20 protein-coding genes and 1 other annotated feature are annotated in these 23,830 nt (G+C 64.2%); of the genes, 14 read left to right on the forward strand and 6 right to left on the reverse strand.

The genetic code is table 11. The features are described 5' to 3' along the window. The first annotated feature begins 25 nt into the window (after window positions 1-25). Complete coding sequence (locus ACH6CV_RS12945) at window positions 26-1,516, forward strand: Ig-like domain-containing protein (protein ID WP_456358620.1); 1,491 nt, start codon at window positions 26-28, stop codon at window positions 1,514-1,516. 88 nt (window positions 1,517-1,604) lie between these two features. Here ACH6CV_RS12945 and ACH6CV_RS12950 read toward each other — a convergent pair whose 3' ends face one another. Continuing rightward, on the reverse strand, window positions 1,605-3,431 hold the full coding sequence (locus ACH6CV_RS12950) for a YfbK domain-containing protein (RefSeq protein ID WP_456358621.1): 1,827 nt from the start codon (window positions 3,429-3,431) through the stop codon (window positions 1,605-1,607). Window positions 3,432-3,503: 72 nt separating this feature from the next. After that, window positions 3,504-3,717 (forward strand) — a binding site (T-box leader). Between the two features lie 49 nt (window positions 3,718-3,766). Between ACH6CV_RS12950 and ACH6CV_RS12955 the strand changes: the two genes are divergently transcribed. The 13 genes from ACH6CV_RS12955 to ACH6CV_RS13015 all read left to right on the forward strand — a co-directional run bounded on the left by ACH6CV_RS12955 (window position 3,767) and on the right by ACH6CV_RS13015 (window position 17,226). Next, a complete protein-coding gene (locus ACH6CV_RS12955; RefSeq protein ID WP_456358622.1) occupies window positions 3,767-4,972 on the forward strand; it encodes an aminotransferase-like domain-containing protein in 1,206 nt (401 codons plus the stop codon). Then, window positions 4,969-6,198, forward strand: a complete 1,230-nt coding sequence (gene tyrS, locus ACH6CV_RS12960; RefSeq protein WP_456358623.1) for a tyrosine--tRNA ligase — start codon at window positions 4,969-4,971, stop codon at window positions 6,196-6,198. The genes ACH6CV_RS12955 and tyrS overlap by 4 nt, the downstream gene beginning before the upstream one ends. Beyond that, on the forward strand, window positions 6,195-6,827 hold the full coding sequence (locus tag ACH6CV_RS12965; RefSeq protein ID WP_456358624.1) for an IMPACT family protein: 633 nt from the start codon (window positions 6,195-6,197) through the stop codon (window positions 6,825-6,827). The genes tyrS and ACH6CV_RS12965 overlap by 4 nt, the downstream gene beginning before the upstream one ends. 78 nt (window positions 6,828-6,905) lie before the next feature. Next, window positions 6,906-7,970, forward strand: a complete 1,065-nt coding sequence (locus tag ACH6CV_RS12970; RefSeq protein ID WP_456358625.1) for a branched-chain amino acid aminotransferase — start codon at window positions 6,906-6,908, stop codon at window positions 7,968-7,970. Next, window positions 7,970-8,809, forward strand: coding sequence for an RluA family pseudouridine synthase (locus ACH6CV_RS12975; RefSeq protein WP_456358626.1), 840 nt, complete (start codon window positions 7,970-7,972; stop codon window positions 8,807-8,809). Before ACH6CV_RS12970 ends, ACH6CV_RS12975 begins: the two co-directional genes overlap by 1 nt. A 127-nt stretch (window positions 8,810-8,936) precedes the next feature. Further along, the gene (gene trmL / locus ACH6CV_RS12980) at window positions 8,937-9,458 is read left to right on the forward strand and encodes a tRNA (uridine(34)/cytosine(34)/5-carboxymethylaminomethyluridine(34)-2'-O)-methyltransferase TrmL (protein WP_456358627.1); all 522 of its coding nucleotides are present in this window, start codon (window positions 8,937-8,939) and stop codon (window positions 9,456-9,458) included. 69 nt (window positions 9,459-9,527) lie between these two features. Further along, on the forward strand, window positions 9,528-9,770 hold the full coding sequence (locus tag ACH6CV_RS12985; RefSeq protein ID WP_456358628.1) for a hypothetical protein: 243 nt from the start codon (window positions 9,528-9,530) through the stop codon (window positions 9,768-9,770). 391 nt (window positions 9,771-10,161) lie between these two features. Continuing rightward, the gene (locus ACH6CV_RS12990) at window positions 10,162-11,676 is read left to right on the forward strand and encodes an extracellular solute-binding protein (RefSeq protein WP_456358629.1); all 1,515 of its coding nucleotides are present in this window, start codon (window positions 10,162-10,164) and stop codon (window positions 11,674-11,676) included. Window positions 11,677-11,959: 283 nt separating this feature from the next. Then, window positions 11,960-12,862 (forward strand): carbohydrate ABC transporter permease, encoded by a 903-nt coding sequence (locus tag ACH6CV_RS12995; protein WP_456358630.1) that lies wholly within the window; start codon window positions 11,960-11,962, stop codon window positions 12,860-12,862. After that, window positions 12,859-13,719, forward strand: a complete 861-nt coding sequence (locus tag ACH6CV_RS13000; protein ID WP_456358631.1) for a carbohydrate ABC transporter permease — start codon at window positions 12,859-12,861, stop codon at window positions 13,717-13,719. Before ACH6CV_RS12995 ends, ACH6CV_RS13000 begins: the two co-directional genes overlap by 4 nt. Window positions 13,720-13,822: 103 nt before the next feature. After that, window positions 13,823-14,863, forward strand: coding sequence for an NAD(P)-dependent alcohol dehydrogenase (locus tag ACH6CV_RS13005; protein WP_456358632.1), 1,041 nt, complete (start codon window positions 13,823-13,825; stop codon window positions 14,861-14,863). A 73-nt stretch (window positions 14,864-14,936) separates the two neighbouring features. Continuing rightward, a complete protein-coding gene (locus tag ACH6CV_RS13010) occupies window positions 14,937-16,121 on the forward strand; it encodes an ROK family transcriptional regulator (RefSeq protein WP_456358633.1) in 1,185 nt (394 codons plus the stop codon). A gap of 232 nt (window positions 16,122-16,353) precedes the next feature. Continuing rightward, the gene (locus ACH6CV_RS13015) at window positions 16,354-17,226 is read left to right on the forward strand and encodes a hypothetical protein (protein ID WP_456358634.1); all 873 of its coding nucleotides are present in this window, start codon (window positions 16,354-16,356) and stop codon (window positions 17,224-17,226) included. Between the two features lie 76 nt (window positions 17,227-17,302). Here ACH6CV_RS13015 and ACH6CV_RS13020 read toward each other — a convergent pair whose 3' ends face one another. The 5 genes from ACH6CV_RS13020 to ACH6CV_RS13040 all read right to left on the reverse strand — a co-directional run bounded on the left by ACH6CV_RS13020 (window position 17,303) and on the right by ACH6CV_RS13040 (window position 23,824). Continuing rightward, complete coding sequence (locus tag ACH6CV_RS13020) at window positions 17,303-18,958, reverse strand: AMP-binding protein (protein WP_456358639.1); 1,656 nt, start codon at window positions 18,956-18,958, stop codon at window positions 17,303-17,305. Window positions 18,959-18,973: 15 nt separating this feature from the next. Then, the gene (locus ACH6CV_RS13025; RefSeq protein WP_456358635.1) at window positions 18,974-19,528 is read right to left on the reverse strand and encodes a helix-turn-helix domain-containing protein; all 555 of its coding nucleotides are present in this window, start codon (window positions 19,526-19,528) and stop codon (window positions 18,974-18,976) included. A 253-nt stretch (window positions 19,529-19,781) separates the two neighbouring features. After that, on the reverse strand, window positions 19,782-20,837 hold the full coding sequence (locus tag ACH6CV_RS13030; protein WP_456358636.1) for an extracellular solute-binding protein: 1,056 nt from the start codon (window positions 20,835-20,837) through the stop codon (window positions 19,782-19,784). Between the two features lie 198 nt (window positions 20,838-21,035). Beyond that, window positions 21,036-22,703: an ABC transporter permease gene (locus tag ACH6CV_RS13035; RefSeq protein WP_456358637.1), complete on the reverse strand. Its 1,668-nt coding sequence runs from the start codon at window positions 22,701-22,703 to the stop codon at window positions 21,036-21,038. Beyond that, on the reverse strand, window positions 22,700-23,824 hold the full coding sequence (locus tag ACH6CV_RS13040; protein WP_456358640.1) for an ABC transporter ATP-binding protein: 1,125 nt from the start codon (window positions 23,822-23,824) through the stop codon (window positions 22,700-22,702). The genes ACH6CV_RS13035 and ACH6CV_RS13040 overlap by 4 nt, the downstream gene beginning before the upstream one ends. Window positions 23,825-23,830 lie beyond the last annotated feature (6 nt).

Genomic DNA, 23,830 nt, shown 5'->3' on the forward strand with positions numbered 1-23,830 from the left:
CCGCTTAACACTGCAGCGCCTTCTGATGATTGTGTTTGCGCTGGCGCTCATTTGCGCGCCGGCCTCGGCCGAGGCGCAGGCCGCCCCCACGTCGGAAGCCCATTGGATGGAGACGCAGCCCCCCATTGCCATCCGCGCGCGGGGGCTCAAGCTGTCGCACAGGACGCTGACGCTGCGCCTGGGTTCGGACGGCGTTGGGCAAGGCGCGCAGTTGCTGGCCACCGTGGGGCCCAAGGGCGCGGACGGCGCGCTGCGCTGGCGCAGCAGCCGGCCGGATGTGGCCGGCGTGGACGGTCAGGGCGCGGTGACGCCGCTGAAGTTGGGCACGGCGGTGATTACCTGCTCGACCGGCGACGGCAGCCGTTTGAAGCGCACCGTGCGGGTGACGGTCAAGAAGCTCGCGCCCAAGTCGATCGAGCTGTCCGACACGGCAATGACTTTGGTGCCGAACGGGCGCAAGGCGCTCGGCTACACCGTGCTGCCCGACAACGCCTGCGACAAGCGCGTAACCTTCAAGAGCTCGAACCCCTCGGTTGCCCGCGTGTCGGCGGACGGCACGGTCACGGGCCTCAAGCTGGGCCGCGCCACGATCACCGTCCGTACGCGCGCGGGCAAGGTTACGGCGCGCTCAACTGTAACCGTGGGCTTTGCCGAGAGCGATGTCTATTATCTGGCGGTCGGGCAGAGCAACTACGTCGGGCAATCGAAGCTGCCCGACTGCGTGCCCGACGCGAAGCGGTTCGAGAAGACGATTCGCGCCTCCCGCATGGGTCGCTCGGTTTCCGGGGCCAGCAGGCTGCTGACAGACCTGACCGGCAATGCGTTGCGCGCCGAGCTTCAAAACCTGTCGACGATGGGGCAGACCCCAAAGGACATCACCTATTTCTACTATTCAGGGCATGGCGCGTCCTCGGCGCAGTCGCAGGCCATGCGCGGCGCGCTGGTCGGTACCGACAGCCGCATGATCTCGCTCGACGAGCTGCGCTCCTACCTGGACGCCGTGCCGGGCACGGTGGTCGTGGTGCTGGACAGCTGCCTGTCCGGCCAGGCGATCGCGCCCAAGCTCGCCGGCGCGCAGTCGGCCCCGGCGAGCGAGGCGGATCGGATTGCCTTCGGCCAGCGCGTGATCGACGCGTTCAAAGCGCCCTCCCCCGCGACCGCGGGCGTAATGCCCAAGGCGCTCGATCCGCTGTTCATCAACCAGCGCGGCAAATACAAGATCGCGGTGGCGTCCCGGTCGCTGCAGGACAGCTGGGCGTCGGGCGAGGGCTACAGCGTGTTCACCCGCTTCCTGTGCGAGGCGGCGGGCATCGAGGGCGCGGGCATCGAGACGGCCGATATGGGCCGCATGCCGGGCGACCAAAACCGCAACGGCTACCTGTCGCTCAAGGAGGCCTACAACTACGCCAACCCCCGCGTCCTTCGATGGGCCAGGCAGGAGCCGTGGGTGGGCGCGCAAAACATGATGATCTGGCCCACGAACGACGCGTTCCCGATCTTCTCGAGGGTGGGGTAGGACGCGCATTCCCCCTCCACGGGGGGAAGTTGGAAAGCGAGGGCCGCAGCGCCGTGAAAAGCGCTGCGGCCCTTTGTGTATTGCGGGATCAGTTCAGGCTTTCCGCCCGCTCAAGCAGCGTGACCAGGTAGAGGAACTCCTCCTTGTACGCGTCGCCGGTGATGCCTTCGCAGCCGCGCAGCAGCTCGAGCGCCGAGGCGTAGGTGGCGCCGCCCTTCCATTCGCTGTCGCGCATCAGCATGCCCACTTCGGCCACGGCGGCGGCAAAGCGCAGGTTCTCGCCCATGGGGGCGGCGGCTTCGCGCTTGAGCGGGTAGGTCCACAGCCTGCTCTCGTCGCCCTGCGGCGGCTTGGCGCGGATGCTGAGCGTCAGCAGTTCGCTTCCGTTGCCCTCGGTCGCCGGCGCGTCCTGATACTTGCTCGAGGCCTCGCCGATGTCAAACGCGCTTTCCGCCGGCACCAGCTCGTAAAGCGCGGTCACGCGGTGTCCGCTGCCGAGTTCTCCGCCGTCCTTCGCGTCGTCGGCGAAATCCTCGGCGGCCATCAGCCGGTTTTCGTAGCCGATCAACCGGTAGCCCTTGACTGCGGCGGGGTTGAAGTCCAGCTGCAGCTTCACGTCCTTGGCCACGGTGAAGAAGGTCGCGCCGATCTCGGTCACCAGCGCGCGCCGGGCTTCATGCACGGTGTCGATGTAGTGGTAGTTGCCGTCGCCGCGGTCGGCCAGGGCTTCCAGTTTGTTGTCCTTGTAGTTGCCGTCGCCAAAGCCCAGCACGCTCAGGAAAACGCCGCCGCGCTTCTTTTCTTCGACCAGCCGCGCCAGCGCCCCCTCGTCGCTGACGCCCACGTTCAGGTCGCCGTCGGTCGCCAGCAAAATGCGGTTGTTGCCGTCCGGGAGCTTGTAGCGCTCGGCCAACTCGTAGGCCGTCTGGATGCCCGCCGCGCCCGCGGTCATGCCGCCGGCCGTCAGGCCGTCGATCGCTTCCATGATCCGGGGCTTTTCGCTCGCCCGCGCGCCTTGCAGCACCACTTCGTCCTGGGATGCGTAGGTCACGATCGATACGGTGTCGGTCGGGGCCAGCTCATCCAGCAGCAGTTGGAACGCGCGCTTGACCAGAGGCAGTTTGTCGGGCGCGTCCATACTGCCCGACACGTCGATCAGGAACGTAAGGTTCTGCGCGGGGCGCGCCTCTTTCGGAATCTCCGCCGCCCTGAGCCCGATTAAGAGCAGTTGGGTTTCGGCGTTCCAGGGGCAGCCGGCCAGCTCCATCGTCACGCCGAGCGCTTCGCCCGCCTCAGGCAGCCGGTAGTCGTAACGGAAGTAATTGAGCATTTCCTCGATGCGCACACCCTCGACCGGTACCTGCTCGCCCGCGAGCAGCTTCCGGCGCAGCTGCGCATAGGAGGCGGTGTCCACATCGGCCGCGAAGGTGGACAGCGGAGAGGTGCGCGTCGAGAGGAAGCGGTTCTCCCGGAACGCGTTGTACTCATTGGTGTTGTAGTCGATCGGAAGCAGGGCCCCGGGCATCGCGCCGTCGTACATCGCCGCCAGTGGCGCGGCGCCGGTCATCGCCTCGGCCAAATCAGAGGTTATCGTCGCGTCATAGGGCCGTGCGTCTTCTGAAAACAGCGCGCGGCGGGTGAAATCGTCGAGTATGCCGCTCGCGAGCAGGTCATGCTCGCGCTGAAACGCGACGAGCGCCGCCGTCGTCTCGGGGCCGAACACGCCGTTTGCCTCGCCTTCAAGGTAACCGAGCTGCGCAAGCCGAAGCTGCACGGCGCGCACGTCGTCGCCCGAGTCGCCCTCCCGCAGTTCCCGCCCCTCGGATTGGGCCGCTGCTACGCCCGTCAGCGCGATCAGCAGAGCCAGCGTCAGGCTCACCGCCGCAATCAATCGCCTCTTACGCACAATCATCATGATTACACCTCCTTCATGAAGATTTGACGGAATATGGCAGGCCCGGTTCCATATTCCGTGGTATACTCTCTGGAAAATGCGATGAAGGGCGAGAGTACTTCGGCGAGGCGGTACGCAGAGAGCCCCCGGTCGGTGCAAGGGGGCTGCCGCGCCCGGACGAATACGGCCCGGAGCAGGTGGGATGAATCCATGCAGTAGTCCCATCCGGTTTGCGCCCGTGATCGCGCGACGAGGCCGCGCTTTTCGCGGTGAACGGAAGTGGTACCGCGGTTCTGCCGCCTTCCTTCCCCCTATGGGGAGGAGGGCGTTTTGCTATTGAGAAGGAGGATGTTCCGATGCAGTTCACCGATGCCCTGCTCTCGAATCATATGCGCCCGCTGACCGGCAGCGCGATCCGCGAAATCTTTCACCTGCTGGGCAAGCCCGGCATGATCTCGTTTGCGGGCGGCAACCCGGCGAACTCCGCGCTCGAGCCGGCGGTCATCGCCGAACTCGCCGGCGAGGCGCTGACGGCCCATGGCTCGCGGCTGTTGCAGTACGGCGCGACCGAGGGCTTCCCGCCGCTGCGCGAGAGCATCGCGGAGATGGTCAAAGGGGCGGGCATTTCGACCGATCCCGCGCGCGTGCTGCCCACGCAGGGCTCGCAGCAGGCGCTCGACCTGCTGGTCAAGGCCACCTGCGATTCCGGCGATACGGTGCTGGTCGAGAGCCCGACCTTCCTGGGCGCGCTGCAAACCTTCAAGACCTACGGCGTCAAGCTGGTCGCGCTCGAGCGCGACGAGCGCGGCGTGATCCCGGAGGCGGCGGAGGCGGCGATCGTCCGCCACCGGCCCAAGCTCATGTACATCATCCCCACGTTTCAAAACCCGACCGGCGACACGCTGCCGCTTGAGCGCAGGCAGGCGCTGGCCGCGCTGGCCGCGAAGCACGCCGTGCTGCTGGCCGAGGACGACCCCTACCGCGACGTGCGCTTCGCGGGCGAACCGCTCAAGGCGCTCAAGTCGTTCGACGAGGCCGGCTTTGTGGTGTACCTGGGCTCGTTTTCGAAGGTGATCGCGCCGGGGCTGCGCGTGGGCTACGCGGTGGTCGACCACCCGGCCTTGCTGCGCAAGATGACGATCGGCAAGCAGTCGGTCGACGTGCACTCGCCGCTTCTAAATCAGGCGATCGTGGACGCCTACCTGCGCGGCGGACGCATGGGGCCGCATCTTGCAAGCATCACCGCAAGCTACCGCGCGCAGCTTGAAAAGATGCTCGAGGGCTTTGCGCACTTCCCGGCAGGTACCCGGCACACCACACCCGAGGGCGGGCTGTTCGTCTGGGCTGAGCTTAAGGACGGCATCGACGCGACGGCGCTGCTCACCGAGGCCGCCGCGCGCGGCGTCGCCTATGTGCCCGGCACCCACTTCTACGTGGACGGCGGGCATGACAACACCTTGCGGCTGAACTTCTCGGGCAGTGAACCACCTCAGATCGAGCGGGGCATGGAGCTGCTGGGCACACTGATCAGGGACAAGGCGGAAGGGGGCATGATGAAATGAAGAACGGTCTGGACGTGCTGCGCGAGCGCGGCTTTGTGGCGCAGATCACCTACGAGGACGAACTTGAACAGATGTTCAAATCGGGCGAGCCGATCACCTTCTACACCGGCTTCGACCCGACCGCAGACAGCCTGCACATCGGGCACTACATCCCGATCATGGCGATGGCGCATTTGCAGCGCGCCGGACACCGCCCGATCGCGCTGATGGGCGGCGGCACCGCGATGATCGGCGACCCCTCGGGCAAGACCGACCTGCGCAGGATGATGACGGTCGAGACGATCGACTCGAACGTCGCCGCGATCAAGGAACAGATGCGCGCCTTCCTCGATTTCGACGAATCGAAGCCCAATGCCGCGATCATCGTCGACAATGCCGACTGGCTGCGTCAGCTCAATTACGTCGACTTCCTGCGCGACGTGGGCGCGCTGTTCTCGGTCAACCGGATGCTGGCCGCCGACTGCTACAAGCAGCGCTACGAGAAGGGGCTGACCTTCCTCGAGTTCAACTACATGCTGATGCAGAGCTACGACTTCCTCGAGCTCAGCCACCGCTACGGCTGCATGCTGCAAACCGGCGGCGACGACCAATGGTCGAACATGCTGTCGGGGGCCGACCTGATCCGCCGCAAGGACCGCAAGGCGGCGTTCGCGCTGACCTTCAAGCTGCTGCTGACCAGCGACGGGCGCAAGATGGGCAAGACCGAAAAGGGCGCACTGTGGCTCGACCCCAAGCGCACCAGCCCCTACGAGTTCTACCAATACTGGCGCAACATCGACGACGCCGACGTCGGCAAGTGCCTGGCCCTCCTGACCTTCCTGCCGATGGAGGAAGTGCGCGCTCTGTCCGCGCTCGAGGGCAGCGCGATCAACGAGGCCAAGCGCGTGCTGGCCTTCGAGGTGACGCGGCTGATCCACGGCGAGGCCGAGGCTTCGCTGGCGCGCGAGGCGGCCGAGGCGCTGTTCTCAGGCGGCGCCCTTGCCGGCAGCGTGCCCACCTTCGAGGTGACGCGCGCGCAGCTTGAGGCCGACAACCGGCTGTGTGTGCTGGCGGTGCTATGCGCTCTGTGCAAGTCCAACGGCGAGGCGCGCCGCACCACGCTGTACCTGAACGACGAGAAGGTGGAAGACGTCGACGCGCGGGTCGAGCCTGAAGCATTACAGGGCGAGGGGCTGTTGCTGCGCGCCGGCAAAAAGAAATACGCGCGGCTGGTGCTGAAGACGTGAGCCTCAAGCCCTACAAGACGCTGATGGCGCGCGGCGCGGCCGAGTTCATCGTGAACAAGTCGCGCTTCATCGGCTACGGCGCGCCGGTTGAGACCGAGGAGGCGGCGCTCGGCTTCCTCAAGGAGATTCGAGCCCGCCACAAGGACGCCACCCACAACTGCTACGCCTACATCGTGGGCGCGAACATGGGCATCATGCGCTACAGCGACGACGGCGAGCCGGGCGGCACCGCCGGGCTGCCCATCATCGAGGTGATGAAGGCGCGCTCGGTGACCGACGCCGCCGTGGTGGTGACGCGCTACTTCGGCGGGGTGCTGCTGGGAGCCGGGGGCCTGGTGCGCGCCTACGCGCAGGGGGCCGCCGAGGCGCTTCATGCGGCGGGCGTGGGGGAGATGCACCCGACCGCGCGCTACCTGGTCGAGGTGCCTTATCCGCTGCTCGACCGGGCGCTGTACTTTCTGAAGGACCGGCCGGTGATTGTCGCCGATAAGGCCTTCGCCGAGGCGGTGACGCTGACGCTTAAGGTCAAGACCGCCGATCAGGCGGTGGTGACCGAGGAATTGACGCAGGCGCTCGACGGGCGCGCGGAGCCGCTGTGGGTTGACGAGACGTATCTGCCCTGGGCGTGACCCATTCCCCCCTGCGGAGGGGAATGGGAAGGACCGCTTCTATAGATCGTGATAATCAATGTTTGGGAGGGATACACCATGGAAATCGGATTCGTACAGGCCAAGACGCTCAAGCAAAAGCCGACCGACGAGACCAAGCTCGGCTTTGGCCGCATCTTCACCGACTACATGTTCACCATGCGTTACGTGCGCGGGCAGGGCTGGCATAACGCGAAGGTCGAGCCCTACGGCCCGGTGCTGATGGAGCCCTCGGCCATGGTGCTGCACTACGGCCAGACGATCTTCGAGGGGCTCAAGTGCTATCGCAGGGCCGACGGCGCTCTGCAGCTGTTCCGGCCGCGCGACAACTTCCTGCGCATGAACGCGTCGGCCGAGCGGATGTCGATCCCCGAATTCGACGTGGACGCGGCGATGGCCGGGCTCATGAAGCTGCTCGACGTGGAGCGCGACTGGGTGCCGAGCGCGCCCGGCACCTCGCTCTACATCCGCCCGTTCATCATCGCCACCGACGAGTTCGTGGGCGTGCGCGCGTCCGACACCTACACCTTCTTCATCATCCTGTCGCCGGTGGGCGCGTACTATGCCGGCGGCCTCGCGCCCGTGGGCATCTACGTGGAGGACAAGTACGTGCGCGCGGTGCGCGGCGGGATCGGCTTCGCCAAGACGGGGGGCAACTACGCCGCGTCGCTCAAGGCGGGCGTGATGGCCCACGAGAAGGGCTACGCGCAGGTGCTGTGGCTTGACGGTGTGGAGCAGAAGTACGTCGAGGAAGTGGGCGCGATGAACATGATGTTCGTGATCGACGGTCAGGTGGTCACGCCCGAGCTCAACGGCTCGATCCTCGCGGGCATCACGCGCGACTCTATCCTGAAACTGGCGAAATCGATGGGCTATGAGACCGTCGAGCGGCGCGTCTCGATCCGGGAGATCTACGACGCGCACGCGGCCGGGCGGCTGCAGGAGGCGTTCGGCACTGGCACCGCCGCCGTGGTGTCGCCGGTGGGCGAGCTCAACTGGGCGGGCAATAAGATCACTTTGAGCGGCGGCAAGATCGGCCCGCTCACGCAGAAGCTGTACGACACGCTGACCGGCATCCAGTGGGGCCGGGCGGACGACCCGTTCGGCTGGATCGTCAAGGTATAATGACCGAGCATGTGGTGCCGGCGGGCGTTCGGCAAATGCCGCTCGCGCGCTACCTTAAGCGCGCCTATCCGATCTTGCCGGGCCACGCGCTGCGCGCCGCGCTCAAAGGCGGGGACGTGAAGGTCAACGGCGCGCGCTCGGGCGGCGACGGCCTGGTATCGGGCGGCGACCGGGTGGCGGTCTACCTGCCGGAGAACCGGCTGACCGGGGAACTGACCGTGCTGCGTTGCGCGGGCGGGCTGCTGGCGGTCGAGAAGCCGGCCGCGCTGCCGGTGGACGTCGATGAGGACGGCATCGGCGAGGATACGCTGCTCAGGCGCGCGCGGCGCGAGCACCCGACCGCGCGGCTTACGCATCGGCTGGACGCCGGCACCGGCGGCGTGATGATCCTGGCGCTGACCGACGAGACCGAACGCGCGCTGCTGGGCGCGTTTCGCGTCCACGCGGTCGGCAAGCGCTATCAGTGCGTGGTGCGCGGGCGCTTCCCGCCGGGCGAAGTCGCGCTTACCCATTACCTGGTGAAGCACGGGCGCGATTCCATCGTGCGGGCGTACGACGCGCCGCGCCCCGGCGCGCTGACGGCGCGATTGACGGCGCGCGCACTTAAGCGGTCGGACGCCGCGTCGCTGGTCGAGGTGAATTTGCTGACCGGCCGGACCCATCAAATCCGGGTGCAGCTCGCGCGCTTCGGCCACCCGGTCGCGGGCGACGACAAGTATGGCGACCGCGCGTTCAACAAGGCGCGCGGCCGTTCCATGCCCATGCTGTGGTGCGCGTCGCTGACCTATGAAGACGACACCTTTACTTCTCAGCCCCCATGGGGCGAATCGGACCTGTGAAAGGATGTGCGATGGTTATGGGCAACGCGGTGGAGGCGGTCAAGCGCCTCGCCTGGAAGGCCGCGCCCGGCGGCCGGGCGTCGGGCGCGGAGAAGACGAGCGACGACTGCGTCCTGGGCGGCAACGCATGAACGTCGTGCTGGTGAACCCCGAGATCCCGCAAAATACGGGCAACATCGCGCGCACCTGCGCCGCGACCGGGGCGACGCTGCACCTAATCAAGCCGCTAGGCTTCGAGCTGTCCGACCGCTATTTGAAGCGCGCGGGGCTCGACTACTGGCGCCTGGCGCATGTATGCGTGCACGACGATTGGCGCGCGTTTCGCGCGGCGCATCCCTCGGCGCGGCTGCTTATGCTGACCACCAAGGCGCGCGCGTGCTACGCGGATGTGGCCTACCGGCCCGACGACTGCCTGGTGTTTGGCCGCGAGACCAGGGGATTGCCCGAGGACCTGCTCAGGGCCTGCCCGGACGCCTGCGTGCGCATTCCGATGCTTTCCGAAGCGCGCTCGCTGAATTTGGCCAACTCGGTCGCGGTGGTGCTGTACGAGGCGCTCAGGCAGCAAGGTTTTCCCGGGCTGAGCGCCGAGGGCGGCGCGCACGGCAACGCCACCGGCGCATGGCGTGATTGGCATGAACCAATTGTTTAAATGCAACGTCCAAGTATTTGCATTTGTCATTTTCGCATGTTACAATGATGCCGGCGAGGGGGTGGGCGAATGCCCGATTACATGACCAGGAGCGAGCTGTCGCAGCGGCGCGCATGGCTCCGGGCGCTGTCCGGATTCATGGATTTCTTTGCGTCGATCGGCAGCTTCATCATCATCCTGCTGTGCGTCGTGCTGCTCAGCTACCTGTTCACGTGGCTCAAGAACGACATCACCACCACGCTCGGTTCGATCGAGTCGGTCGCGATCGACGCGATCGTAAATCCGGACGAAGTGGAGGCGCTCAATCCGTAGGGGCCGATGCGGGCATCGATTGTCTCGGGATTCATAAACCCCGTCCGTTTGCAGCGGACGGGGCTCGCTTTTCGGCCCGGTCAATCGATCCCATGATCGGGTTGGATATCGCAAAATCCGCCGGGAAATTGTGAATCGCATATCAAACATGTTGAGAAATGATAGTTTACAGCCGCCGTCCGGCAATAATAATGAGCTATATTCACAAATCATAATAATGGGTATTGACACATGGGCAAATAAAAGCTATGATACTTTACGAAAGGTATTTTATAAATTACCTTTTGATGCGCCGGGGGTGCATCGCGCGGCGTTTGTTTCGGGGCCATGGCGGATTGCGCGGCGGCGCGCGCGCTCGGCACCGAAAACGATAATCAGGAGGAGGGGTTCCATGTCTAACCGCACGCTTGCTAAGTTCCTCGCGCTCATGCTCGTCGCCGTCCTGGTGCTGGGCATGGGGACGGCCGCACTGGCCGAGCCTCAGTTGGTGGACGCTCCGTTCGACGGATGGGTGGAAGGGTTGCCTCGCATTCAGGCGCCGGAAGGCTTCGATTGGCGTCAGTTTGAGGGCACGACGATCAACTTCATCTCCGAGAACACCACGCCGTCCACCGCCATCGCGGCCAACATCGAGCTGTTCGAGCAGGTCACCGGCATCAAGGTGGTCATCGAGCAGGCTGACCTGAACGCGGTCATCGAAAAGGTGGGGCTGGATGTCAACGCCCGCACCGCCAAGTACCAGGTGGCCTACCTCGATCCGCAGCAGATCATGGCCAAGAACAAGGACAACTTCATCGACCTGAATACCTTCAACAACGACCCCGCGCTCCCGCACATTCCGGGCGGGCTGGAGGATTTCTTCGAGAGCCAGCTGGTTTGCTGCGGCTACATGGGCGACTCCGACAAGCTGCTCGCCCTGCCCTATGACAACCCCACGATCATCCTGGCCTACCGCGCCGACGTGTTTGAGAACGAGGCTTACAAGCAGGCCTTCCAGGCCGAGAAGGGCTTCGACTGGACGCCCTCGCCCGAGATGACCTGGGAGCAGCTGTACGAGGTGGCGGCCTGGATCACCGAGAAGGCGAGCTCCGGCGAGATCGCCGAGGTCAAGTACGGCATCGGCCAGCAGGCCAAGCAGCACGACTCGCTGATGTGCGATTTCTCCAACGTGCTGGCCGCCAACGGCGGCGACTACTTCGAGGCCACCGACATTGGCAGCATCGGCGCGGCCAACCCCGGCCCGGCGGCGCTGACCAGCGAAGCGGCGCTCAAATCGGCCGAGTTCTACAAAAAGCTCAACGCGGTGGCGCATCCGTCGTCTACTTCGTGGGATTGGTCGGGCCTGGCTGAGAGCTACGCGGCCGGCGAACTGGCGATCATCTGCGAGTGGCACGAGTTCTCCGCCGACTTCGAGAATCCCTCCAAGTCCCAGGTGGTGGGCAAGACCAAGTGGACCATCACGCCCAAGGGCGACGTGCGCAGCGCCAACATCTACGGCGGCACCGGCATCGGCATCTCGGCCTACGCGACCGAGCAGGAGCAAAAGGCGGCCTGGCTGTTCGTGGTGTGGGCCACCTCGCCGCAGACCCAGTACCTGTGCCTGACCAGTGAATCGGGCGGATCGACGCCGACGCGCTACTCGGTGTACAACCTGCCCGACGTCAAGAAGGGCATCGAAGATCAGCAGAGCGAGGAAGCGCAGCGGATGCCCAACCTCAAGGCCTGCGGCGCGGTGCAGCTGGCCTGGGCGACCGAGAATTCCTACCTGCGGCCCAAGATCCCGGTATGGGCGCAGTGCGACACCATCATCTACACCGAGCTTTCGAAGATGCTGGCCGGCCAGGTCTCTCCGGAAGAGGCCCTTAAGAGCGCCAATCAGCAGCTCAACGAACTGACCGGCAACTGACGTCCGCCGCCGGGGCCGGAGGGATGGGCCTTCCGGTCCCGGCCTTTTGTGTATGATCGAGCGCCGGGCGGCGCTGCCGGCGCGTATTGCAGCCGGAGTCCATGGAAGCGCTGATCAAATCCCACGCGCGGGGGCGGCCGCCTTTGCGCCATCTCGCGCCCGCAAAAACCTCGACGTAGCGCCGCTACGCCTTCGGCCTTTACCGGCACGATCTGACGAAGATTCAGGTCGCCACCGCACGCGTGCTTTCATCAGCGATTACCTATGAGCAGGAGGGGCTGCCATGACCACCACACACCGCCGCGAATCATCGCTCGGGGTGAAGATCCGAAATGAGCAGGGAACCGAGCGGCTGATGCTCGCGCCCGCGCTTCTGTGTTTGGCGCTGATCAGCATATTTCCGCTTTTGTACATGTTCTACATCAGCCTGTACGACTTTTCGATGTCGGTCAATAACCCCACGTTCGTGGGCCTCAACAACTGGGTGCGGGTGTTTAAGAGCAGCACCTTTTGGGGCGCGTGGGCGCGCACCGGCCAGATCGCCGGCATCGGCCTGACGATCCAGATGCTGCTGGGCGTCGGCGCGGCGCTGCTGATCTACCAGCTGCCCAAGGGACAGAACGTCATCCTGACGCTGTTCATGCTGCCGGTGTTCGTCGCACCCATCGTGGCCGGGCTGCTGGGCCGGTTCCTGCTCAACTCCACCTATGGGTTCTACGCCTGGCTGCTGAGCTTCTTCGGCTACACCGGCGAGCTGTTTGCCAGCCCCGCGGGGGCGGTGATCGGCATCATATTGATCGACGTATGGGAATGGACGCCGCTCGTCACCATGATCGTGTTGGCGGGGCTGCAGTCGATGGACGTGGAGGTGCTGGAAGCCGCTTCGATCGACGGCGCCAGCTACCGCCAGCGGCTGCGCTACGTGATATTGCCGCTGGCCTCCCGGACGATGCTGGTGGCGCTGCTGGTGCGCGCGATGGACATCCTGCGCTATGTGGATACCATCAAGATCATCACCGAGGGCGGACCGGCCGACGCCACCAAGGTGGCCGGCTTTCACCTGATGGAGGTGGCGTTCCGGTTTCAGAACTTCGGCCAAGCCGCGGTGCTGGGCATCATCATGGTGGCGGTCATCAGCGTGCTGGGCAAGCTGTTTATCCGCCTGATGGGGAGGGGAGCGCTATGATGACGCGAATGAGCGAGCGCACGCGCAGCGCGATGGGTCACAGGCGGCGCTGGTCGCTGATCGCGATGTATGCCTGCGCCGCCGTGCTGGTGCTCTGGTCGGTGACGCCGATTATCTGGATGGCGCTGTCTTCGCTCAAGGTCAGCACCAACATGTTTTCGATGCCGCCGCAGTTCATCTTCAAGCCGGAACTGGGCACCTACGTCTATATGTTCACCCAGGCGGGGTTCGGAAAGTTCCTGGTCAACAGCCTGGTCGCGTCGTTGTCGAGCACGCTGATTGCGCTGTTCCTGGGGAGTCTCGGCGGCTACGCGCTCTCCCGCGGCCGTTTTAAGCACCATAAGGACATCTCCTTCTGGATCATCTCCACCCGCATGGCGCCCATTCCCGCGGTGATCCTGCCGCTGTACCTGATCTTTTCGCGGCTCAGGATGGTGGGGACCATGCCGGGGCTGATCTTTGCCTACATCACGTTCAACCTTCCGTTTGCGCTGTGGATGATGATGGCTTTCTTTGCCGACGTGCCCGCCGCGCTCGAGGAGGCGGCGCGTGTGGACGGCACCAGCAAGTTCGGGGCCTTTCTGCGCATCACGTTGCCCGCGGCCTCGCCCGGATTGGCCGCGACCGGGGTGCTGTGCATGATGTTTGCGTGGAACGACTACGTGTTCGCCAGCGCTTTGACCAGCGCCCACACCCAGACCGTGCCGATCGCGGCGTCGCTGCTGGTTACGCAGACCGGCATCGCCTGGGGACAGGCCATGTCCACCGGCACCATCATCGTGATGCCGATGCTGCTTTGTGGATTTTTGATGCGCAAGTATTTGGTGAAGGGTTTTTCGATGGGCGCGGTGAAATAAAGAGCCACAGGGGGGGATCTTCCTCAAAACCCCGTTTATTTGGAAGAGGGTCCCTTAAGAATCCCTTCACGGGGACGATGTATTATGAGATGGAGGTGTTTTTATGGCAGGGAGAAACCGGGCGGTCGTATTGACGGAGCTCAAGACGCTTGAGTTTCGCGAGGTGCCCATGCCCGAGGCGAAGCCGGGCGAGATCCTTATGAAGTTGGGCGCGGTGGGCGTGTGCGGCTCGGACGTGCACTACTACAGCCATGGGCGCATCGGCGACTATGTGGTGGAGTTCCCGTTCATCCTGGGCCATGAGTGCGCGGGTACGGTGGTTGCGGTGGGCGAAGGCGTTCGCCACCTTGCGGTGGGCGACCGGGTGGCGCTCGAGCCCGGCGTGCCCTGCGGGACGTGCGAGTTCTGCCGCGGCGGGCACTACAACCTGTGCCCGGACGTCAAATTCTTCGCCACGCCGCCTTATGACGGCTGCCTGATGGACTACGTGGCCTTCCCGGCCGAATTCGCATTCAAGCTGCCCGATTCGGTGTCGCTTACCGATGGCGCGCTGATCGAGCCGCTGGCGATCGGCATCAACGCCGCGCTGACCGGCGGGGTCAAGCTGGGCGACAGCGTGCTGATCTACGGCGCGGGCTGCATCGGCCTCGTGTCGCTGCTGGCGGCCAAGGCCTACGGCGCGGCCCAGGTGATCGTGGCCGACATGCTCGACGTGCGGCTCGAGGCGGCCCGGAAGCTGGGCGCGATCACCGTGAATTCGAAGGAGGCCGACGTGGTGGCCGAGGTCATGCGGCTCACCGACGGCAAGGGCTGCGAGGTGGTGCTCGACTGCGCCGGCTTCAGCGAGACGGTGACCGGCTCCATCCGTGCCGCCAAGGCCGCGGGCAAGATCGTGCTGGTGGGCATGGGTACGGACGAGCTGAACGGCATTCCGCTCGGTCCGATCAGCGCGAAGGAGCTGACGCTGACCTCGATCTTCCGGTACAAAAACCTGTACCCGGTGGCGATCAAGGCGGTTCAAAGCGGCGCGATCGACATCAGCGGTATCGTGTCCAACACCTATCCGTTCGAGCAAACGCCCGAGGCGTTTAAGAGCGCGCACGAGCGCGCGGCCGAGACCGTCAAAAACGTCATCGTGTTCTAACGACAGCCGGGCCGCCGCGCGCAGCGCGGCGGCCTCGAATCTATGAGTATATGAGCAAAATGAGAGATCGGGAATGAGCTTCATGCACAGGCAATCGGTCAGCAACAACGTCGTCAAGCAGATCAACATGGAATCGGTGTTTTTTTTCATTCAATCGAGCGCGCAGGCGTCGGCCAAGGATATCGCCCAAGGGCTCAACATGAGCCCGCCCACCGTGACGCAAAACATCAGGGCACTGATCGAGCGCGACCTGATCGTGGGCAACGGCACGGTGGGCTCGACCGGCGGGCGCAAGGCGCGCTCCTACGCGATCAACGCGCGCGCCTGCTTTGCCGCAGGGCTCGACATCACGCGCCGCAGCGTCAGCACGGTGATCCTGAACCTCAAGGGCGACGTGGTCTACCACATCAAGCACGCCTTGCCGTTTGAAAGCCGTGGGGCGTACTATCAGGCACTGGGGGACGTGCTGGAGGAGGCGCTGGACGAGGCCGGGGTAGCGCGCGAGTATCTGGCGGGGGTAGGGCTGTCGATCCCGGCGATCGTGGTGGGGGAGGGCAGCGCCACCACCAACAACGCGCTGGGTGCGGGCACGGTCTGCCTGAACGACTTCGCGGCGCACATCCCTTATCCCTGCCGGCTGATCAACGACGCCAGCGCCGGCGGCTATGCCGAGTTCTGGGCGGTAGCCCCCCGGCGCGAGATAGACACGCGCCACTTGGCCTACCTGTCGGTCAGCGATACGGTGGGCGGCTCGATCATGATCGAGGGCCGGATGTACAACGGGCTGGATCAGCACAGCGCCGAGTTCGGCCATATGACGCTTCAGCCCGAGGGCCGACCCTGCTACTGCGGGCAAAAGGGCTGCGCCTACGGCTACATCAACACGCGGCTGCTGTCGGAGGCCGTGGGCGGCGAGCTTCAGGATTTCTTTGATGCGCTCGAGCGGGGCGAGGATGAGGCAGAAGCCACCTGGGATCGGTACCTCTACCATCTTGCGCTTGCGATCGGCAACATTCGCGCGGCGTTCGACTGCGAGTTGATCATCGGAGGGTATCTGGGTGAGCACATCGGCGCGTACTTGCCTGAACTGCGCGCACGCGCCGCCCGCCGTAACGGGTTTGAGGGCAGCGGCGACTACGTCCGCGCCCCCATGCACAAGCGAGAGGCCTCGGCGGTGGGCGCCGCGCTGACCTTTATCCACGAGGGCACCCGAAAACTGCTGTCGCAGGGAGCGGACACGGACGCGCGGCTGGCATAAATCAGCCCGGCTGCGGCCCCCCTTTGTCGGATCGCATTCACGCCCCGGTACATGCCCGTGGGCGTGTGAGTTCGTCGGGCCGCGTTGTCATATGCATCATGCTTTGTCAATGGTCTGAATCGCTTTCGGATGAGGCCGGAAGCGATTGCGCTGCATATAAATGTTGGAATTTGACGTACGGGCAAAATCGCGGTATAATAACCTCAAGTCACAACGTTTGGAGGATAACCGTGTGAAAAAATATGGCGCAATTCTGATGGCGCTCGTCATTATCCTGTCGCTGACGGGCTGCGGTTCGCGCAGCGACACGGCGGGCGCGCCCTCGCCTACGCCGGCGGCCGACGCGTCGCCGTCCCCGTTGCCCGACGCGCCTGTCTCGGGGAACGGTTTGACCGATCCGCTCGACCAGTTGCCGGGTGATGACGCGCTGCCGGACGGCAAGCTGCCCGGCGACGCGGGCGCGGACGATCTGTCTGGTCTGATGGAGTCGGACGAGGACGACCCGATGGACGAGCCCTCCGGCACGCCGGGCACGGCGAAGCCGACCGGGACCCCCGCCGCGGGAAAGCCGGCCCAGGCGACGCCCGCGCCGAGCGCCGACGCGTCCGCCAAATCCGTCAAGATCGAGGACTACGTGCTCGAGCCCTACGCAGACGAGGATCTGCACATCTCGCTCGACTACCCGTCGCACTGGACGGTCGAAACCAGCGAGAACACGCTGCGCTTTACCGAACCGGTGTCGGGCAACGCGGAGCCCATGCGCCTGACGCTGACCGTCAAGAACTACGATCAGGAGAAGATGACGTCGCAGGAGATGAAGAAGCTGTTCGCCGACTACATGGACGCGCTCAAGTCCGACTACGACGGCATTAAGAAGGGCAAGCCCAACGGCAAGGCGCCTTTCATCAACCGCAAGGCGCTCAGCGCGACCTATATGGCCAAGCAAGGCAAGGCCACGCTCAAAGGCTTCGTAATCATGGCCGCGATCGAAGAGAGCAAGCAGGTGGTGGCGCTGCGCTTCACCGCGCCTCAGGCCAAGTTCAAGCCGGCCAGGTCCTTCTTCAAAAAGGTGATGTACTCGGTGGCGCCTGTCAAGGCGCAATAAACTGATTCATAGCGCGCAAAAACTCCCGCCCGGCGTCTTGACCGCTTTGCGGTCGGCCGGGCGGGAGTTTTTTATCCTACTTGTTATCCCGTTCGCGCAGCTCCACCCTTCGGATCTTGCCCGAGATCGTCTTGGGCAGTTCGGCCACGAATTCCACGATGCGCGGGTATTTGTAGGGCGCGGTGGTCTTCTTGACGTGCTCCTGCAACTCCTTCTTGAGCGCGTCGGTGGGGTCGTAGCCCTTGGCCAGCACGATCGTGGCCTTGACCACCTGGCCGCGCACCGGGTCGGGCATGGCGGTAATCGCGGTTTCGACCACGGCCGGATGCTCCATCAGCGCGCTCTCCACCTCGAACGGCCCGATGCGGTAACCGCTCGACTTAATCACGTCGTCGCTGCGCCCCACGTACCAGTAGTAGCCCCACTCGTCGCGCCACGCCAGGTCGCCCGTGTGGTAGAACCCGTCGTGCCACACCGAGCGGGTGCGTTCGGCATCGCGGTAGTAGCCGCTGAACATGCCGACCGGCAGAGCCCGTCCTTCGCGCACGCGCACCACGATCTCGCCCACCGTGCCGGGGGCCGCGGAATTTGAGTCCTCGTCCAGCAGATCGACGTCGAACTGCGGCGAGGGCTTGCCCATCGAGCCGGGGCATATCTTCATCCACGGGAAGGTGCCGATCGTGACGCACAACTCGGTCTGGCCGTAGATTTCGCGCAGCGCGTGGCCGGTCAGATCCAGCCACTTGTTGTACACCTCGGGGTTGAGCGGCTCGCCCGCGATCGAACAGCGCACGATCGACGTAAGGTCGTACCGCTTCACGTCCTCCCGGATCATGAAGCGATAGATCGTGGGCGGCGCGCAGAAGGTGGTCACCCGGTACTTTTGCAGGACTTCCAGCATCTCGGCAGGCACGAACTTATCGAAATCGAAGGCCATCACCGCGCTGCCCGCCAGCCACTGGCCGTACAGCTTGCCCCAGACCGACTTGGCCCAGCCGGTCTCCGATACCGTCAGGTGCAGCCCCCCGTCGAGGCAGCCCTGCCAATACACGGCGGTCTGGATGTGGCCGAGCGGGTAGGAGCAGACCTGCTGCACCATCTTGGGCATGCCGGTGGTGCCCGAGGTGAAGTACAAAAGCAGCGGGTCGTCCGATTCGCCCAGCGGCTGCGGGCGCGGGAAGTCGGCGCTCTGGCCTTGGATGGCCTCGTCGAAATCGATCCAACCGTGTTTCTTGCCGCGCACGCTCAGCAGGTGCGAAATCGTCGGACAGTCGCCCCTTGCCAGTTCCGCCTGCTCGGCGAAGCCGCCCTCGGCGGTGGCCACGATCATCTTGATGTCGGCGGCGTTCACGCGGTATACGATGTCCTTGACGGTCAGCAGGTTGGTGGCGGGCACGGCCACCGCGCCCAGCTTGTGCAGCGCCATGATGGCCGGCCAGAACTGATGGTGGCGCTTGAGCACCAGCATCACCGCGTCGCCGCGCGATATGCCGAGCGAGGAGAACAGGTTGGCGGCGCGGCTCGACAGCTCGTCGATCTCACGAAATGTGAAGTCGCGCGCCTCGCCCGCAGGGTTGCACCACCGAAGCGCCAGCGCATCCGGCGTCTCGCGCGACAATTTCCCGAGCACGTCGTAGGCGAAGTTAAAGTGGTCGGGCACATTGATGTGGAAATTGCGCAGATAATCCTCATAGGAGCCGAATTCCGTTTGCTCGAGGTAGTCTTTGTACAGTTGCATTGGGCCCTCCTACTTTATCACGACCGCGAGGAAACGCGCGTCCTTTTCGATGGCGTACATGGCGTGGGGCAGCGACGAGTCGTAGTAAATCGAGTCGCCGGGGCCGAGGTAGACGTCGTTGCCGGCGAGCGATATCTTCATATGGCCCTCGAGCACATAGTCGAACTCCTGCCCCTCATGGGCGTGCGCGGCCTTGCCCGCTGTCACGCCGTCGTACTCGACGGTTACAACGAACGGCTCGGCCTTTTTGCCCGCGAAGTTATGGGCCAGGTGCTGGTAACGGTAGGCCTTGCGCCGATCGAACGAGAGGCCCTTGCCGCTGCGCGTCAGCACATAGCCCTTGAGCCGGGGACTCTCGCCGGTCAGCAGGTCGCTGATGTCGACGCCGAGCGTGGAAGCGATATTAAAAAGGTGGCTAAAGGAAAAATCCCTTTGACCACCTTCATACTCCAGGTACTCGTCGATCGGTATGCCCGATCGGCTCGCCACCTCCTCGGCGGTCAATCCGCTGATGTCGCGCAGCTCGCTAATTCGAATCGCAATGGCCTTGATGTTTTCGTTCACCCGGGCTCCCTCCTCTTGATGGAATCAAATATTACGATACACAAGCGGACAAAGAAAGTCAACCCAATTCCCAAGGAACGATGGGTTAACTTTTGTATGACGCCGAGCCGGCCTGCTTTTTCGCGCCAAAAGCACGGCGTCAACTTGCGCATGACCTCGGGAATGTCGATCGCCTGCGGGCAGGCCCGCTGCTCGCCAGTTTGTTAAAAAGGCCCCTCTGTCCGCCGTGAAGAGGGGCCTTTATCGCAAGGGCTTAGGCGTGTTCCGCCCAGCGCTCAGCCCACTTCTCGAGCAGCGCTTCCTTCTGGGTGCCCAACCACTCCCAGTCGATCTTGACCAGGCCCAGATCCTCGTCGGCGGGGTAGTTGCCGTAGCTGATGGTCTTGTTGGTGCCTCGCGCGCAGTTCTCGACCGAGCGAGCCTGCTGGTAGTCACCCGACGCACAGAAGTCGAGGAAGGCCTCGGCCGCCGAGCGGTGCGGCGCGCCCTTGACCATGGCCGCGCCCGAAGCGCAGGCGGTGTTGCCCTCGGCGGGGTAGACCAGCGAGATGTTGCTCGCGCCGTTGATCTCGATCTGCATCTGGATGATGTTCTCGTAGCTCAGGCCCACCACGTACTCGCCGTTGATTACGCTCTTGAACACCGTCGAGGAGGAGGAGGTGACCACGCCGTCGCAATTGGCCATCAACTGGTCGATGTAGTTCCAGGCCTTCTCGTCGCCGAAGCTATCGCCCTTGAGCGCCAGCATCGTGTGGAACTGGCGGTAGCCCGACGAGGAAGCGCTCGGATCGGCCAGGATGATCTTGCCCTTGAGCGCCGGGTTCAGCAGGTCGTCGTAGCTCTTGATCTCGATACCCAGTTCGCCCATCAGGTCGTTGTTGACCACGAACGCCATGTACTGCACGTCGAACATCACGTAGTAACCGTAGGGGTCAAGCGTCGCCATTTCGTCGGCGATCGTGGGGGTGTAGGGAGAAAGCACGTCGTGGAACGTGGTGCCGTCCGACTCGAACAGCCCGCCCATGATCACGTCGGCCTGCGGGTTGTTCATTTCGCTGCGCGCGCGGGCGATCAGCTTGCCCACCGAGTCGCTGATCCACTCGATCCGGCAGTCGGGGTAATGCTGGTACCAGATGGCCTCTACCGTGGCCTGCTGCGCGTCGTCCAAGGTGGAGTACACCACGACGGTGTCGCCGATCGAGGCGGGATCGTCCCGCACCCACGAGGGTTTGGCCTCGGCCGTCGCGCCTGCGGCGCACAGGCCCAGCACGAACAGGGATACGAGTACCAGGGAAAGAATTTTGCGCATGTCGCTCCTCCTCAAATTGGTTTTATACAAAGCCGGACGGCCTTATATCGAAAACGAACGCCTCCCCGGGAAGGTTGGAGGGCCGGGGCCCTCCATGTTCAACCACAGGGGCCGGCTCTGCCGGTGCCTGATTTTCAGCGATCCGGTTCCCCGTTCCCACACCCACGCGCATCTGCCCGCAGAAGATGCGCCGGCCCTTTACAGCCGCACCTTTTCCGAACCGCGCGTGAACCAGAGGTACAGCGCCAGGCACGCGACCGTGAGCAGCGTGGTCACCGTGGCGAAGGCCGAGGCGGTGCCGTAGGAGCCCAGCGTAATCGAGGAATAGGTGCTCAGCGTCAGCGTGATCGTGCGGTTGTTGTACAGGAAGATGCCGCTGCTCATCTCGGTGATGATCGATACGAAGCTCAGAATGGCCCCCGACAGGATGCCGCTCTTCATCTGCGGCACGGTGATCGCGATGAAGGTCTTGAGCCTTCCCGCGCCCAGGCTGATCGCGGCTTCCTCGGTAGACACGGGGATCTGCATCATCGTGGCGGTCGCCGAGCGGCTGGTGTAGGGCATGCGCCGTATCGCCAGCGCGATCACCATGATCCAGATCGAGCCAACCAGCGCGTAGGTATTGCCGCCGATATCCAGCCGGAACGCGCTGAACCCCACGATCAGCGAGATGCCGATGACCGCGCCCGGCATAATGTAGGGCAGCATCGAGACGGTGTCGATCAGGTGGTTGAACGAACTCGGGCGGCGCACCACCAGGTAGGCGATCAGCACCGCGATGATGATGATCAGAACCAGCGCCAGCGCCGAGATCACCAGGGTGTTGGTGATCGAGCGCCCGAGCAGCTTGCGGATGGCGTTTTGATAATTCGACAGCGAGTAGGTGGCCTGCGCCACCTGTCCCTTGTAGTCGCGGAACGAGTCCAAGATAATGTAGAGCTGGGGCAGCATCGCCACCGCGGTCAGCGCGTAGCAGTAGATGTGCATCAATACGCCCAGCGCGCCGCGCGGCTTTTTCTTCTCGATCGGGTGCAGCGAATTGATCGTGAACTTGAAGCGACCGGTCGCCCACTTCTGGAACAGGAACACGATGGCCGTCAGCACGATGGCCAGCACGCTGACCGCCGAGGCAAAGTTGTAGTTGGCCCCGGTCTCGCTCAGGTAGGAATCGTAGATCAGGACCGGGAAGGTCTTAAACCCTTCGCCGATGATCGCGGGCGTTCCGAAGTCGGCGAACGCGCGCATGAACACGATCAGCGCCGCCGCCAGGAGTGTAGGCATCGTCAGCCCCATGACCACCTTAAAGAAGCGCTTCACGCCCGTGGTGCCGAGGCTGGCCGACGCCTCCATCAGACTGTTGTCGATGTCTTGGAACGCGCCGTTCATATAGATCATGACCAGCGGGAACAGCTTGAGCGACTGCACCAGCAGGATGCCGCCGAAGCCGTAGATCGAGCCCACCTTGATGCCGAGGCCGGCCAGGAACTTGGTGATGACGCCCGAGCGGCCCAGCAGCATGATCCAGGAATACGCGCCGATGAACGGCGCGGACATGGTGCACAAAAGCGCCAGCACGAACAGCAGCTTGCGTCCCCTGAGGCGGTAGAACGAAAAGAAGTAGGAAAACGGGATGCCCAGCACGAGCGAGATCAGCATCACCGCGCCCGACACCTTGAATGAGTTGAGGATCGTCGACCAGTAGTAACTCTTTTCGAAGAACTTGACGAACGCGCCCAGCGTGAAGCCGTCCTTCTCGGTGTAGAACGCCTCCCACATCAGCCGCGCGCTCGGGTAGATGAAGAACAGCACAAACAGCACGAGCAGCGCAATCGCCAGGTAATTCCAGACCTCGAACCGCTTCCTCACGCGCGCCCCTCCAATCCGCTGTGCACCCCGGCCATCAGGCTGAGTTCGCCCTTGGCGCTGAACACGTTGAACTTTTCGGTGTTGACCTTGAGCGCAATCTTGCTCCCCGGCGGCAGGATCGAGTCGATCTGCGACTCCTGGATGATCTCGGCCGGCTCGCCGCTCTCGAGCGTTACGAAGTAGTGGGTGTTTAGGCCCAGGAACACGCTGTCGTCGATCGTGGCCCGGAGGTGTCCCTCGGCGTTTTCCGGGCCGCACAGCATCAATTCCTCGGGCCGGATCGACACCAGCACGTCCTCCTCGAGTGCGTAGTCGGCGCGCAGGCTGTCGGCTGCGACCCGGCAGCCGCCCGCGAGTTCCACGAAGCGCGCGCCGCCCACCACGCGCGTACGGCCCTTGAACACATTGCTCTTGCCGATGAAGGTGGCCACGAACAGATTGGCCGGGCGCTGGTAGATGTGCTTGGGCGCGCCGATGTGCTGGATCACGCCGTTATTCATGACCGCGATGCGGTCGCTGATCGCCATGGCCTCCTCTTGGTCGTGGGTGACGTACACCGTGGTGATGCCGACGCCGTGCTGGATGCGCCGGATCACCGCGCGCATCTCGACGCGCAGCTTGGCGTCGAGGTTCGAAAGCGGCTCGTCCATCAGCAGCACATCGGGCCGGATCACCAGCGCGCGCGCCAGCGCCACCCGCTGCTGCTGACCGCCCGACAGCCGGTCGGGCATGCGCTCGGCGTATTGCTCGATCCGGGTCAGCTTCAGAAATTCGTCGGTGCGCGCCTTGACCTCGTCTACGCGAATGCCCCGGTTTTTGAGCCCGAACGCCACGTTCTTGCGCACGCTCAGGTGGGGAAAGATGGCGTAGTTTTGAAACACCATGCCGATGTTGCGCTTGCCCGGATCGAGGTCGTTGATGCGCAGCGCGTCGAAATAAAAATCGCCGCCCTCGATGCTGTTGAACCCGGCGATCATCCGAAGCAGCGTGGTCTTGCCGCAGCCCGAGGGGCCGAGCAGCGTGAACAGCTCGCCGTTGTCGATGTTGAGCGACAGATCGGGGATGATGGTCGCCTGGCCGTAGCGCTTCAGCGCGTGCTCGATCTTGATGCTTACGCTCATATGTGC

Source organism: Anaerozeibacter quisquiliarum (genome assembly GCF_051162045.1).
GTDB classification, from domain to species: Bacteria; Bacillota; Clostridia; order Christensenellales; family Aristaeellaceae; genus Anaerozeibacter; species Anaerozeibacter quisquiliarum.